At 34.1% G+C, this 15,476-nt stretch carries 9 protein-coding genes, 1 tRNA gene and 1 pseudogene; 4 read left to right on the forward strand and 7 right to left on the reverse strand.

What is annotated here, in order from left to right; genetic code table 11:
* Nucleotides 1-63: 63 nt before the first annotated feature.
* On the forward strand, nucleotides 64-831 hold the full coding sequence (gene rlmB, locus ABWU35_RS03070) for a 23S rRNA (guanosine(2251)-2'-O)-methyltransferase RlmB (protein ID WP_264685508.1): 768 nt from the start codon (nucleotides 64-66) through the stop codon (nucleotides 829-831).
* 90 nt (nucleotides 832-921) lie between these two features.
* Here the strand turns inward: rlmB and ABWU35_RS03075 are convergent, their stop codons facing one another.
* Both ABWU35_RS03075 and ABWU35_RS03085 read right to left on the reverse strand, forming a co-directional pair.
* Complete coding sequence (locus tag ABWU35_RS03075; protein ID WP_265014475.1) at nucleotides 922-3,072, reverse strand: hypothetical protein; 2,151 nt, start codon at nucleotides 3,070-3,072, stop codon at nucleotides 922-924.
* A 298-nt stretch (nucleotides 3,073-3,370) separates the two neighbouring features.
* Nucleotides 3,371-6,844 (reverse strand): annotated as a pseudogene (locus ABWU35_RS03085) (peptidase M2).
* Between the two features lie 529 nt (nucleotides 6,845-7,373).
* Between ABWU35_RS03085 and ABWU35_RS03090 the strand changes: the two are divergent.
* From ABWU35_RS03090 to ABWU35_RS03100, 3 genes are all read left to right on the forward strand, one after another.
* A tRNA-Val gene (locus ABWU35_RS03090) sits at nucleotides 7,374-7,446 on the forward strand.
* Between the two features lie 27 nt (nucleotides 7,447-7,473).
* A complete protein-coding gene (locus ABWU35_RS03095) occupies nucleotides 7,474-8,370 on the forward strand; it encodes a cation diffusion facilitator family transporter (protein ID WP_007302486.1) in 897 nt (298 codons plus the stop codon).
* Between the two features lie 55 nt (nucleotides 8,371-8,425).
* Nucleotides 8,426-10,306, forward strand: a complete 1,881-nt coding sequence (locus ABWU35_RS03100) for a hypothetical protein (protein WP_264685505.1) — start codon at nucleotides 8,426-8,428, stop codon at nucleotides 10,304-10,306.
* Here the strand turns inward: ABWU35_RS03100 and plsY are convergent.
* The 5 genes from plsY to ABWU35_RS03125 all read right to left on the reverse strand — a co-directional run bounded on the left by plsY (nucleotide 10,301) and on the right by ABWU35_RS03125 (nucleotide 15,391).
* Nucleotides 10,301-10,876: a glycerol-3-phosphate 1-O-acyltransferase PlsY gene (gene plsY / locus ABWU35_RS03105; RefSeq protein WP_029237657.1), complete on the reverse strand. Its 576-nt coding sequence runs from the start codon at nucleotides 10,874-10,876 to the stop codon at nucleotides 10,301-10,303. The two genes, ABWU35_RS03100 and plsY, sit on opposite strands and share 6 nt — an antisense overlap.
* A gap of 238 nt (nucleotides 10,877-11,114) precedes the next feature.
* The gene (locus ABWU35_RS03110; protein WP_264686263.1) at nucleotides 11,115-12,581 is read right to left on the reverse strand and encodes an alanine/glycine:cation symporter family protein; all 1,467 of its coding nucleotides are present in this window, start codon (nucleotides 12,579-12,581) and stop codon (nucleotides 11,115-11,117) included.
* A gap of 2 nt (nucleotides 12,582-12,583) precedes the next feature.
* Nucleotides 12,584-13,918 carry an alanine/glycine:cation symporter family protein gene (locus ABWU35_RS03115; protein ID WP_010404445.1) on the reverse strand — a complete coding sequence of 445 codons (1,335 nt, stop codon included), beginning with the start codon at nucleotides 13,916-13,918 and terminating at the stop codon, nucleotides 12,584-12,586.
* A 22-nt stretch (nucleotides 13,919-13,940) separates the two neighbouring features.
* A complete protein-coding gene (locus tag ABWU35_RS03120; protein ID WP_019236894.1) occupies nucleotides 13,941-14,711 on the reverse strand; it encodes a CDP-alcohol phosphatidyltransferase family protein in 771 nt (256 codons plus the stop codon).
* A complete protein-coding gene (locus ABWU35_RS03125; protein ID WP_264686264.1) occupies nucleotides 14,708-15,391 on the reverse strand; it encodes a phosphatidylserine decarboxylase in 684 nt (227 codons plus the stop codon). The genes ABWU35_RS03120 and ABWU35_RS03125 overlap by 4 nt, the downstream gene beginning before the upstream one ends.
* Nucleotides 15,392-15,476: the final 85 nt, after the last annotated feature.

Raw genomic sequence — 15,476 nt, forward strand, 5'->3', positions numbered from 1 at the left:
CAACAATATATAAACACAGTAAAATATTGCTTATTCTATAAAAAACTGATTTTCAATAATGAGATGAAATCATCAAAAGCTAATGAAAACTGTTGGATATATGGAAAGCACACTTGTATTTCAGCATTAAGAAACAAAAATAGGCGGTGTATAGAACTGTTAGTAACAGAAAATTTCTACAGAGAATTTGAGAAAGAAATTAAACAATGTGCAGATAGTAAGGGCATTAAACCTCGACTGGTAGAGAACAAAATGTTCAATGATGTTTTACCCAAAGGTGTCAATCATCAAGGAATTGCTTTAAAAGTTGCTCCTATTTTTCACAGCTTAAATATCGAAGAAATAGCTGAAGGTTCAGGTGACAGCTCTACTATAGTCATTTTAGATCAAATTACTGATACACACAATATAGGGTCGATTTTAAGAACCTCAGCTTGTTTCAACATTGATGCACTGGTTTTACCACATCACCATTCACCGAGCGAAAATGCATCTATCGCAAAAGTAGCAAGTGGAGCACTGGATATTGTTCCTCTAATATACGTTACAAACATAGTAAAAACGATGGAGTCTTTAAAAAAGATAGGCTACTGGTGTTATGGGTTTGATTGCAATGCAAAGGAAAATATAGATGAAATAAAGAATTTTGGGCAAAAAAGAGTAATTATTTTTGGTTCTGAAGAGAAAGGAATGCGGAGATTAGTGAAAGAAAGTTGTGATTATCTTTTAAAAATTCCAATGTCAAACGTAATTGATAGTCTAAATGTTTCAAACGCAGCAGCAATAGGACTATATTCCATTTACATTAAAACAAAAATCACTGCAAATTAGTTGCAATAAAACAAGGATGTCATTCCAGCATGTGATACTGGAATGACAACAGTGAATGACATCTTGCGATGTCATTCACTAGCACTTACATTACCAATCCCAAGAAAGAGGTGAACTTGAATCTGTTGGAATCTCGAAGGATGGCTGTGACACTATCTCTTTTATCTCATTTTTAAGCCATTCGCTACCATCTTCTCCAGCTTCTTTAATAGCTTTCTTGAAACTGCTCTCTAGTACAGCTTTAGCAGCTTCAGTGACGTTACCATTACCATTTATAGCATTTCCTATTGTAGTTAACTTAATTAACTCAGCGTTTAAGTCAGCAGGCATCTTATCAGTCTTAGCCTTTATAGCAGTGACATCAGCTCCTAAGGTATCTGTAATCTTATCAGTCTTAGTTTGTATTGCAGTAACCTTATCTCCTAAATTAGCAGAATTTGTAGCAGTTTCTATAGCAGTTACTTTAGCTGTTAAGTCAGCTGGAATAGTATCAGTTTTAGCCTTTATAGCAGTAACATCGGCAGATTTAGCTAAAGGAGCTAGTTCAGCAGATTTAGCTAAATTACCTAACTCAGTTCCTAAATCAGCAGGCATCTTATCAGTCTTAGCCTTTATAGCAGTGACATCAGCTCCTAAGGTATCTGTAATCTTATCAGTCTTAGTTTGTATTGCAGTAACCTTCTTTCCTAAATTAGCAGCACTTGTAGCATCTTTTATAGCAGCAACATCAGCAGTAAAGGTATCTGGAATAAATACAGTCTTAGCCTTTATATCAGTGACATCAGCTCCTAAGGTATCTGTAATCTTATCAGTTTTAGTTTGTATTGCAGTAACCTTGTCTCCTAAATTAGCAGCATTTGTAGCAGTTTCTATAGCAGTTACTTTAGCTGTTAAGTCAGCTGGAATAGTATCAGTTTTAGCCTTTATAGCAGTGACATCAGCTCCTAAGGTATCTGTAATCTTATCAGTCTTAGTTTGTATTGCAGTAACTTTATCTCCTAAATTAGCAGAATTTGTAGCAGTTTCTATAGCAGTTACTTTAGCTGTTAAGTCAGCTGGAATAGTATCAGTTTTAGCCTTTATAGCAGTAACATCAGCAGATTTAGCTAAAGGAGCTAGTTCAGCAGATTTAGCTAAATTACCTAACTCAGTTCCTAAATCAGCAGGCATCTTATCAGTCTTAGCCTTTATAGCAGTGACATCAGCTCCTAAGGTATCTGTAATCTTATCAGTCTTAGTTTGTATTGCAGTAACTTTATCTCCTAAATTAGCAGAATTTGTAGCAGTTTCTATAGCAGTTACTTTAGCTGTTAAGTCAGCTGGAATAGTATCAGTTTTAGCCTTTATAGCAGTAACATCAGCAGATTTAGCTAAAGGAGCTAGTTCAGCAGATTTAGCTAAATTACCTAACTCAGTTCCTAAATCAGCAGGCATCTTATCAGTCTTAGCCTTTATAGCAGTGACATCAGCTCCTAAGGTATCTGTAATCTTATCAGTCTTAGTTTGTATTGCAGTAACCTTATCTCCTAAATTAGCAGAATTTGTAGCAGTTTCTATAGCAGTTACTTTAGCTGTTAAGTCAGCTGGAATAGTATCAGTTTTAGCCTTTATAGCAGTAACATCAGCAGATTTAGCTAAATTACCTAACTCAGTTCCTAAATCAGCAGGCATCTTATCAGTCTTAGCCTTTATAGCAGTGACATCAGCTCCTAAGGTATCTGTAATCTTATCAGTCTTAGTTTGTATTGCAGTAACTTTATCTCCTAAATTAGCAGAATTTGTAGCAGTTTCTATAGCAGTTACTTTAGCTGTTAAGTCAGCTGGAATAGTATCAGTTTTAGCCTTTATAGCAGTGACATCAGCTCCTAAGGTATCTGTAATCTTATCAGTCTTAGCCTTTATTCCTGATATCAGATCTGTTCCGACTTGAGTTTTTATGGTAACTAAGTCAGCGCTTAAGTCAGCTGGAATAGAATCAGTCTTAGTTTTTATTGCATCTACATTAGTTCCAATACCTAATAATGTAGCAATTGCACCTCCAGTCATGAACTTTGTTGCTGTAGCACTGTAATCTATTTCAGCAGCACCATTAGGTTCATACTTAAAAGTGTTGAAAACATTAGTAGCATTGTCTACACCAAAGGTATACTTATTCTGTGCAGCATCTTCATAAATTATGCTTTTAATGTTAGGGGATGGTACATTTCCTCCAGAGTTGTCTTTAAAAGTTAAACTAGCCATATCACTTTCCGTTAATTATAAAAACCATAATGTGCATGAAAATAATATAAATTCCGTAAATACTAGATTTTGCATAAGATTTCCTTGAAGCTTTTCGCTTCAGAATTCTTCTCTTGTGATCTAAGTATGTAGCAGACGATGTCATCCTAGTAGCCCCTTTGGTGTTATTCCAGTGCTTGACACTGGAATCCATTTTTCCATCATAAGAAACGTTGATTACTTTTATACTAGCAAATTTACTGGATGCCAGTGTCTGGGCATTGGAATAACAAAAAGAGGGCAGGGCCCTCCTTATATATTAGATATAGGCTGAGTTATGATCGTGATAAACGTGATCGCTTGCGCAGTCGAACATTTTCACAAAACCATTCTCTAGATAGAGATTATATTCATGATGTTGATCTAATAACTCAAAGTTATCTTGTGTTTCTAAGCTAAAGTGACTTGAATCTGATAGCAATTCGTAATTTGGATTATCTATTTTACTAATGCTGCTTATTACTTTGCCATTACCATTTGATATAGCCAAACTATAACTATCACCATCCTTCATTATTTTGATGGATACCTTATCTTCAGGTAACACTATAAGCTTTTTCGTGTCACTATCGTGAATTAGAAATTTGCCATCTTTAAAGTAATACTTGTCTTCCGGCAAAGCACCAATCTTATAATCCGATGTATGCAGTTTGTTCCAAAAATCTAACACAGATTGCTTATCTGCTCCTTCTGCTCTATTATACAAGGCTTTCACATCATTATAATCTATGATTACATTTGCCTTATGCTTTCCTTCTACATCTCTATCATAGCTCTTTTCTATTTTCAAGATTGTGTCTTTCAACACTACCTGCTCTTTCTCCTCCACTGAAGCTGACCTTTTTGCCCTTGTTGGAATTTGTGGTTGATCAGACTATATTTCACTGTTGTCGTTTCTCTCTTCAGCAACAACATTAGTAGTACTATGAACTTCTGTCTTAGTTTCACTTACTTGCCCTTTTGGACTTTCGGTTTGTTTCTCTTTTGTGAATATTCTCTGATAGTCCGTGTAGCCTCTGTTAGTATCGCCGATATCGCCACTGCCTTGATCGAAAGTTATTTTTTTACTTCCATTTCCCATATTCTCAATTTCAACTTGAGGAGAAACAGATGCGAGGAAATCATTATAGCTGTAGTTATAATCAGCAGAAAAGAATATTTTTCCTTTGAAGTTATGGAAATTATTAGATAACATTCCTATTTCTTCATCAGTATCACCATCAAATAGTTTTACTTTAGTGAAATATCTTTGATTGTTGATTCTCACTATTTCACCACTCGAGTTTCTTTGTATCTGATAATCATTTGGATCATGTTTAATGGTAAAAAGTTTACCAGGGGCATATTTTTCTAAGTTTATAAGGCCCACATTTATATGTTTATGAGAATAATCTCTCTTTTCATATTCATGTGCAAATACTGGGTTGATATATTTGTATTCTTCTGGTATAGTATTACCTTGAGCATCATACCTATATTCATTACCACGTTCATCAGCTGGCACTAATTTGTATCCTTCATCCTTTTGCACTAACTTTAGATGAGTAACTTCTTCAGGTAACTGATAGCGTACATTTTTTCCGTGATCATGAATGAATAAGTTACTCCCATTTACAACTTCACCTCTTTCATTTTTCATCTCTTCAGTGATATAGAAGCCCATATTTTTGAATGCATGTAGATTTTCGCCTCCTTGCTTTACAACCGCTTCGTATACATCGTCGTCTGTTCTATCAGTCCCTTTATCATCCAATAATGTTCCTTTTTCTACGATTACACCGCTTTCTCTTTGCTCATCAGAATATTGAGCATGCTTTGAATCCTGATGATTTAGAATTTTGGTCCCTCTAAGAAGCAGAGAATCTAAATCTTTTTGAATGTGTCCAGTGCTAGGATGCAACAATTCATTTTCATGTAAATGTGCTTCATCAAAGTATTCATCACGTTCAACTGTTCTGCCATCTATCAGAGAAGCTTTATAATGACCATTTTCTTTTGTAATAGCCATATAAGCACCACCGTCATATTGAGTATTCAAGTTGTGCAATATGTCCTCAAAAACAAAAGTTTCTTTAGTTTGACCTTCAACTTGCTTAAAAAAGCCCGATTCGCTCGACAACTCTCCAAGCTTTGTATTCCCATCATATATAGATAGTGCACCCATATCTCCGTGACCAAGAGCTTTGATAGAGAAAACTTTACCTTCTTGTAGATTAATATGAGCACCTCTGATTAGGTTTGGATCGATATTAACCATCTCTTCTAACATCTTTTCTACGTCAATGTTCTGAGTTTCTTTTACTTGTTTCAAGCCAGCGTTTATGGTTTTATCAAGCAAATCATCTTTCAGTTGTGTATATTTGTCCTGTGTAGCATTATATAATCTCTTACCTTCATTATGATAATTAGTGCTGGCTGAATTGCATTTTTCTACAAATTTCTCATAAGAGATCTCTCCTCTTTTGTATTGCTCGTATGCATCATGACGCTGTGTTTCTTCCTGTTCACGAAGGCTTTTCAACACATCATTATATTTTATATCCTTCTGCTTATCTAAGTCTTCTTTCCCATCATAGTAAGATTTTCTAAGATCTTCACCATATTTTGATAATATCCTCAAAGCTTGCATTTTATACTCTTGACTGTTTTGATATTCATTACCTTGTTGATCAGAGTAAGTCAGCTTAACCTGCCCATCAGTAGTTTTTACTGCCTTTAAGAAATGATATTCCTTTGATATATCGAGGGTATCATTTGTTGCCCTATTAACAGCACGAGCATAATCGTAAAATGACACGTGCTCTACAGCAGAGAAACTTCCAACGTTTTCTCCATCTATTTTTTCTATATTTGCTTTATAATACGATACATCTTTAATTTCTCCACCCACTATTTCTTGACCAGTTGCTATAAAATCTCCTTTTGTAACTTGCAAAGCGTTGAGATGTTCCATTGCAGTTTCTGTATCATTCTCAGCAAGCCAACTTTTGAAGTCAGCATCATGTCCTTTTATGTCTTTCAAGAAACTTTTTGATTCATCTGAGTTACCTTGACGTAAAGCATCTAGGTAGTCTCTTAATAAACTAGGATCTTTTTCCTGTAAGTACATTATCAACGCATGACCAGTTTTATACACTAAACTGTTTTCTTCACCATTGGCTGAGTATTGTAAATTTAAAATTCCACCTAGATCCAAATTTGCGGCTTCAGTTTTATCAATGCTTGACCCTTGAGCATTGAACTTGTGATCTGAATGATGTTCAAAGTAATCTGCAATTCCCTCCATTAATACTGTAGGTAGAGATTTTCCTCCTGTAGCCAAGTAAGTTAAACCATGTGCAAATTCATGCTGAAGGTTATGAACGCCACCTTGCTGATAGACATACATCTCAGCAAAAACATCAGCTTCTCCTTTGTAGTAACATTTACCACCCTCATCTCCAAGGTAAGAACCAAAACGTTCGCTTCCGCCAAGATGAGTGTAATCAGCCTTATCATCAAACACATAAATTTTGAATGTTTGTTCTGAGCTACCAGGCTCCAGCTTAAATGCATCTTTAAAATTAGTAGCTGTTTCTCTTATCTCACTTTCAATGTGAGCAACTTTACTTGTTCTTAAATCATGAGAATGAACCTCTACTTTGATATTTAAATCTTTAACTTCTATGATATGCTTGTTGTTAAAATATTCATCTTTAGATATATTTTTATTTACTTGTCGATTGATTGTCATTACTTTAACCCCTAATTTATTAGTCTTTACAATATCAAGCATAAAGCTACTTCCGCTAAGAAAGTGTAAATTCTCATATTGATATAATTTATATCTTAATAAAAAAGTATAGATAGTTAACTCAATATGAAAAATCGAGAATATAGCTAAAATTCCATGGCTGTTAATAAGTAGCGGAATTATAATTAAGAAATTTACTGAGTAGAAAAAAAGGTAAAAAAATCCTTTAGTAGCGAGTTTTATAATGTAAATTGGCGTTGTAATAATGTCCTAACAAGCGCGATTTGGCTGAATGTAGAAAAAATAAAAAAGACATGCAGCCGCTATAATTTTTATGTAATTTGCCAATAAATATCTGAGTTTTTTACTGAATTTTTGTTGTTGAACCCGCGAGGATCAAAAACAAGGATAAGTACTCTTATTGGTATGATAAGGAAAGTGGGAAGGTTTGTCAAGGAGTTTCATTCAGCAAGAAGTCTAAAAGCAAATTGACTTTCATTTCACTGAAGCACTATACTAAAGCTACGATGGGTAATTAGCTCAGTTGGTAGAGCACTTGCTTGACGTGCAAGGGGTCGCTGGTTCGAGCCCAGTGTTACCCACGATTTTTGCTCATAAAAAGATTTTATATGACAGCAGTGCACAATGGCAAACACTCAATAGCAGAGTCCAAGCGCTTAATTTATTCCATAATAATAGTCGCAATAACAATGCTTATGGAGATAGCAGGTGGAGTAATTTCACATTCGCTTGCTCTACTATCAGATGCAGGACATATGCTCACTGATCTTTTTGCCTTGGTTTTAAGCTGGATAGCACACAAATTTTCAGCTAAGAAATCTGATTTACAGAGGTCATATGGGTATCACAGATTGCAGATAATTGCAGCATTTGTTAATGGTTTAACTCTATTTTTCATTGCAGCGGTCATTATAATTGAATCAATAAAGAGATTCATTTGTCCGGTCAATGTTGAATGGAAAGTAATGCTAATAATTGCCACACTTGGCCTGATCTCTAACATTATAGTCTTTTTTATATTACATAGTAAATGCGAAAGTAATATAAACATAAAAAGTGCTGTATTGCATGTTATCGGAGATATTTTAGGTTCTGTAGCTGCTATACTTGCATCCATAATTATCATGTTTACCGGATGGCAAATAGTGGACCCTATTTTGTCAGTATTTGTCAGTGTAATAATCTTAAACAGTGGCTATAAAATTCTCAAGAATTCTTGCCATATACTCCTTGAAGGTACACCTGAGAGTGTATCTGCTGAGGAGATAAAAAGTGAGATTGTATCTAAGTTACCTGAAGTGATAGATGTGCATCATATACATGCATGGTCACTATCTGATAATTATTTTATACTTACTATGCATGCCAAGATAAAGCAAAATGGGCAACATACTAATATTCTGTATGAGATAAAAAAAATACTATTAAATAGATTTGAAATTGCACACTCTACAGTTGAAATTGAATACGATGAGTGCGTAGACAGTAAAATACTTAAGCATTGACATCTATAGGCTATTTGTTATTACTACAATATCATAATATTATAGAGAGTAGACTATGATAGGTGTTTCCCAAATACAATTTCCTGGAAAGGATTCTTACAGATTAAAGACAGCAAGTTACTTCGCAGCTTTTGTTTCTTTAAGCATTTTAGTTAATCCTGCCAATGTCTTTTTATCTTTTGCCACATTGTTTTTTAGATCTGAAATAAAAACTTTTTACGTTTATAAAGACATAAAAGCTGCAAAGCAGGAAAAAATAAGTAAAAAGGAATATTGGGAAATATTTTTTGAGAAAAATAAAATTAAGATAGCATCTTTCCTTTTATTTTTTGCTTCTGTAACATATCTAACCTTTACAACTACTTTTCTGCTCGTTTCGTTACTTGCAACAATACCACTTGCAATGGTTTTAATTCTATTACAAAGTGAATTAAGGCCAAAGGATTTTAATCCATTTACGTTACTCAAAGCTGCTATAAGTTTCTTTTTAGAAGGCATAAAAGAAAATACTCGCAGTATGACAAATAAGTTTGATGGTACTTATGAGCATTTACTGCCCCATCAATTGAATGACGATATTAGTAATAATATTGGTAAGTTAATACGCAAATATGATCCAGTACCAGAAGACGCTATTAATAATGAGGGATTTAAAGAATTTATTGAATATATAAATCACTTACATATGCTTGATGGCCAACCATTTAGTAATGAGAATAAGGGAAAATTAGTAATGTTTTTGCAAGATTTTTGCAAAGGTAATGAGAAACATAGCTCTGGCTTCACTGGTGGACAAATTCTTCTGTTAGTTCTTAGAGCCTGCAATGATGGAGATAGAGAAGATGTAAAAAATAAAAAAGACGCGTTGATTGCAAATTTACTAGATAGCCAAACTTTCTCTAGAAAAGAACGAATTCCTAACACATGTTTTACTGGTGTTATCTACAGAATGTTAAGTACATTAGAGGGTATTCATTCCGATCCAGAGATTAAATTTACACCACCTAGACAAATGCTCCTTACAGAAGCAGAGAATGAAGCACGTAAGTTTATGTTAGACAGGCTAAAAAATAAGAAAAACAGTAAAGAAATTCTTAGGGCTTGGCATAACGCCCAAAATAATTATGAAGATGATAAAAGTCAAAAAATAGTTGATGATTTTATTGCAGAAGTAAGCATTACTTTAATGAGAAGATTACTGAGTTTTACTTCTCAATATAGTGAACAAATTGTGCTGACGTTAATGAAAAATATTAACTCTGTAAAGTTAAATAAATTAGAGCACTTTGCGCTGTCTCAGCACATAACAAATGAACTACAGGGGGATGGTTTAGACGATCAACTCGAAAACATCAAAGGAAAAGTTTTTTTGGAGCTTTTAAACCAAAATTTACTTAGAACAGATTTTTTTCTCAAGGACTCATCTTTAACTGAAGCTAAGAGAATAGCTAGCAAAATAATAAAAGAAGAAGTAAAAGAATTAAAATTGAAAGCCAAGAAGACTATTAAGGGTCAAGTGGCCAGAATGTTAGATAGTTTAAGAACGTTACCACTAGAGAAAAGGTGTTATAGGGTATACACGGAACTGAGTAAAAATAGCAGAGACGATAAAGAAGAAATAAAGAAAATTCTGCAAGAAAAGCTAGCAATAACAGAAGCAGTGATAAATAACATGTTAAAAAAAGAAGCTTCACACAAGCTAGAGATAGAGATTGAAGATATTTATAATCAAAATAAGCGCAATGTAACCACACTTTATGAAAAAATACAAGAAGTGAAGCAAAGATTCATTGAAGATGAATTTTTAATACCTCAAGAAGTAGAGAGTATAACAAGAGTAAAAATTACAATCTTAAATAAAGAAGATAAAATAATACCATCAAGCAGTTTATCTCGTAGTTTAAGTGTCAGTGATTTAACATCTCATTGCTTATAAAAACTTATGCTCTCTGCCTTGCAGAAGATTTGCAATATTTTTGTAATGCTTCAAGAAAATTAATATCGCTACAGTGAGTAGTATAAGGAATAATTCCTTTTGAAAAAAGAAAGATGCTATAACAGCTGCTGCATTAGCAGCCAAGGAAGCAAGAGAGGAGTACCGAAAGATAAAAAATACTATTAGCCAGACAAATACAAATGCTAATGCTATAGAAATGTTAAGTGCTACTAAAACTCCCAAAGTTGTTGCAACCCCCTTTCCTCCATTGAACCTTAGCCAAATAGGAAACATATGCCCTAGAACTGCTAAAATTGCAGATACATATATATAAAAATCGTTATTATCACAAAATTGTTGTGCTGTATAAACCCCGACAAATCCTTTCAAAGAGTCTAAAAATAATGCGAGGACAGCAAGTCTCTTATTTCCTGTTCTTGCAACATTTGTAGCACCAATGTTTCCTGAACCTACTTCTCTTAAATTTATACCATTTATTTTTGCAATAATTAAGCTAAACGGTATTGAACCTAGTATGTAGGATAATATAAGAATTATATATTTCTCCATTATTCTAGCATCCTCTCTCTTGTCATCCCAGTGCGTGACACTGGGATCCAGCGAACTTTATTCGCAAACGAATCTAGTAGATAAATATAAAATTTTACATTAAAATATAACACTACGGTGGAACTATATGCAAAATAGATCCCCAGTGTCACGCACTGGGATGACAAAAGGGAATTTTGCTATGAAGAGAAGATGGTGCTGGAATGACATCTGTTGTTGTACCTTCATATGCCAGAATTTAATTAATTTTATTATTCCTTAGCCTTTTTAGATAACATTGGACTTCATTGTTAATCTGATTGCTAAACAGTATAAGTGCTGTCATATTGATGAGTGCTAAACAAGAGAATAAAGCCCCACCAATATTAGCAATAGCCATTATATCTTTAGACAAACCTGACAAAAATGCAACTACCACCACCGCTATACGATATATTACTACACTTTTTACACCAAACAAATACAGCCATCCCATTTCACAACAATATACAAATGAAATTACTGAGGAAAACGCAAACAAAGGCGCAGCGATGGTTAAAAGTATAGGAAACCAAGAAGAAACTGTTTCAAATGCTTTTTGGGTGATCAATATTCCCTCGCCAATGCCAGTCTGGTATGCGCCTGTTATTACTATTGTTATTCCTGTCAAACAACAAATTAACATTGTATCGAAGCATGGTTCTATCATAGCAACTAGACCAGTCCTAACCGGCTCCTCATCTTTAGCTACAGCGTGAGTAATTGCAGCAGAACCAACACCTGCTTCACTGGCAAAAATTGCCCTTTGAATCCCAGCGACAAATGCTCCTACTACTCCACCACCAACAGCATTGAAGTCTATCATACTGGAAAACAATATTTTTAATGTATTGCTAAAATTGTGAATATTGAATGCAATAATCGTGAAACAACTCAAAATATATATGAGTGACATAATAGGCACCAGCGCAGAAGAGACTTTAGCTATTCTCCTGATTCCACCGATAATCACCAGAGCAAGTAACGTAGAAATTATGGAAGAGAGAAACCAAGGATGACCATCTATCCAATTTGAATAACCAGATAATATTGAAACCATTTGGTTAGTTTGAAACGCTACACTTCCACCAAGACCTGATAATACAAAAACCGCTGCATATATTGCAGCCAGTACGATACCAAGTTTTTTAAATCCAAATTCCTCTAGCCCATTTCTTATATATTGAAAAGGACCACTAAATAACTGCTCTTGACCTTCTGTTCTGTGTCTGAATGCTAAAGTTACTTCAGCAAACTTTGCAGACATACCAAAAAAGCCTGTGATCATCATCCAAGGTACCGCTCCTGGCCCTCCCATTGAAATTGCAATTGCAACACCAGCAACAGTTCCAAGACCTACTGTGCTTGATAGCGCGGTTACAAATGCCTGAAAATGCGTAATGTGACCATCATGATGATCTGTGTCATATTTTCCACATAAAATAGCGAACGCATGCTTAAACATCCTTATGTTGAGAAATCTAAAACGTAGTGTTAGAAATATATAACCAAAGGCCAATAAAAGAATTATAAATGGTACGTGAAAGATCTTGAAAAACAACACTTCATTCATGAAGTTGCTTACTCCATTTAATGCAGTGTCATAACTTTTATGAAAAACTGAAGCAGCGTATACATCATTAAATGGTAGGCAAAATAACACTATATAAAGCATTCTATAAATCATGTTTAATACCTTTTGTAATAAGAATCTATTGTATTTAAGACTTCCCTTCTCAGTAGATATATCGCAACAGCATTTGGAATCATAAGGCACATAAACAGGCTATCACCTAAATAAGATATAAATTCTATATTTTTTGATATACAGCTGATATACACTGAACCCACTATAAAAAACTGAAACAATATCAGTACTTTTTTGTTACCAAATAAGTACACTAGGGCAACTTCACAGTAGTAATAGTAAGCTATTATTGTGGAAAATGCAAAGGAAAACATTATCAGCGGAAGAGCTAGCTTGCTAAATAAAGGTAAGGCTGTTGAAAATGCTGAGCTAACTAACGTAATATCACCTACGGTATTAGTGATATGCATATCGGTGATAATTATCACAATACCAGTCAAAAATGAGACTAATATTGTGTCTACAAATGGTGCAATCATTGCAACACTTCCAACTTTAACTGGGTCTTTCTCTTTTACAATCGAATGTGCTATAGCTGCTGTTCCAGTACCTGCTTCATTAGCAAACACTGACCTTCTTACCCCTGCTATTAATCCACTCAATACTCCACCTCCTATAGCTGATTTGTTAAAGATATCTTGAAATATTATAGATAGAGCATTCAGTAGATTATTTCCGTTTACACAGATTAAATATATACACATGCCTATATATAACATTATCATGATCGGCCCTAAACCTGTTGCAACTAAAGCAATTCGCTTTATTCCTCCCAGTATTACAATTAATACAAATAGCGAGATAATAACAGATGTGTTGTATTCAAATAAGTTACTTGACAACGCTGCAATTTGATTTGCCTGAAATGGTATGCCGCCTAGAATCATTGCAACAAGCAGCATAACTGCGTAGATAAATGCAAGGAATTTGCCAGTCTTCATAAATCCAATCTTTGCAAGTCCATGTTCCATATAATAAAAAGCCCCACCAGTTGTGTTTTCAGAGCGATGAGTAAATGCAAGCACTACTTCAGCAAATTTTATTGACATGCCAAGTACTCCGGTAATTATCATCCAAAAAACTGCACTTGGCCCCCCTATTGTAATAGCTATTGCAACTCCTGATATTGTTCCAAGACCAACTGTTCCTGAAATTACCGTTGCAAATGCCTGAATGTGGGTGATTATGCCGTTATTATTATGGCTCTCTAGGTTGAATAGTGTTTGTATCCCATATTTGAACAACCTAAAGTTAATGAATTTGAATCGAATCGTACAAAAAACCCCAGTTGCAATTACCCAAATAATTATAAATGGTATGTTGAATATCTTTATATATAAAAAAGAGTTTAATAGATCAGTTGCTTTTACAATCATGCTGCTCACTACTTTTATATAGCTAATGAGTTTTATATGTGTAGTATATATAAAGTCCAGTGCTTATTGGAATAGTAAGTATATACAATGCGCCTAAAATTGGTAGTGTTATCCAGGGCTTGCTTATAAACAGTATGATCAATATTCCAAAAAACGACACAAATATATAGGATAGGCTTCTAGGAACATAAATGTACTTTGCAGAGAAAGTTGGAATATGACTTATCGAAAAAAATGAAATGGCCAAAAAGTAACAAGCTGTATTCTTTACGTTAAAAAATTGCTCTATAAGAAGTAAGTATTCACTCTCATGAGATTGAAAGGTAATAATTATTGGTAACAGAGCAAGTAAAGCGCATACAGGAGCTGGAACGCCGGAAAAGAAAAATTTTTTCCAGTATAATTGTTCTGAATGTAACGAAACATTGAATCTGGCAAGTCTTATTGATATGCAGATTACATATATCATTACTAAAATCCATCCTACAACTTTAATTTCATTTAACTTCCAAAAATATAAAAGAAAAGCAGGTGCTGAACCAAAATTTAGAAAATCTGCAAAAGAATCGAGTTGTGCTCCAAAATCGCTAGTTGATTTTAAAATTCTGGCTATTCTGCCATCCATTCCATCTATTATTGCTGCAATGATAATAAAAATTGCTGAAAATTCCCATTGTTCATTAAATGTGAATTTAAGTGAAGTAAGGCCAGCACATAAACCCAGTAAAGTTATAAAATTCGGAAATAACTTGGTAATAGGTAAGGATTTACCGTTACTTTCATCGTTATTCATACAATGTCAAAGGTAAGCTTCTCTTGTTTATTTAAATCTGCTATAACTGTCTCACCACCAATAACAGTTTGGCCTTCTGAGACTCTTACCTCTATTCCAGCAGGGATATAAATATTTACTCTGCTACCAAATCTTATAATTCCAAATCTTTCACCTGCTTTTACGCTCTGAGATGTCCTCAAATTACAAACAATGCGGCGTGCAATAAATCCAGCTATTTGTTCCACAATGATTTCTTTTCCCTTTTCATATTCAATCACAATAATCTGCTTTTCATTTTCATTACTGGATCTATTACTCATTGCAGAAACAAACTTGCCTTTTTTATAGTTCATTTCCTTTATCGTACCAGATATTGGTATACGATTCACATGGACATTCAAAACGCTTAGAAATATGCTGACAAGTGTAAATTTCTTTTCTTCTTCATTCTCTTCTGATAAAGAGTAACTAACTTCTTCTATCTTTGAAATCACACCATCAGCGGGGCTTAATATAAAATCCTTATTGCTTGGTACAGCTCTTGCTGGATCACGAAAAAAATAGGTACATAATAACGTTGGAAATAAGCAAGTAATTCCAGCTCCCCAAGATATAGAGAATGCTATACATGTTACGATAAAGGAAACAACTATAAATAAATAACCTTCTCTGTTTATGTTAGGTAAACCAAAGCACATAATTTATTCTCGATAATTCATTATTAACAATTTATCATTTATAATTTCTCATGAAAAGCTTTTTTTCACTTCTTCACTTTTGGAA

Origin of the sequence: Wolbachia endosymbiont (group B) of Xylocampa areola (genome assembly GCF_964028205.1) — a bacterium.
Classification (GTDB): Bacteria; Pseudomonadota; Alphaproteobacteria; order Rickettsiales; family Anaplasmataceae; genus Wolbachia.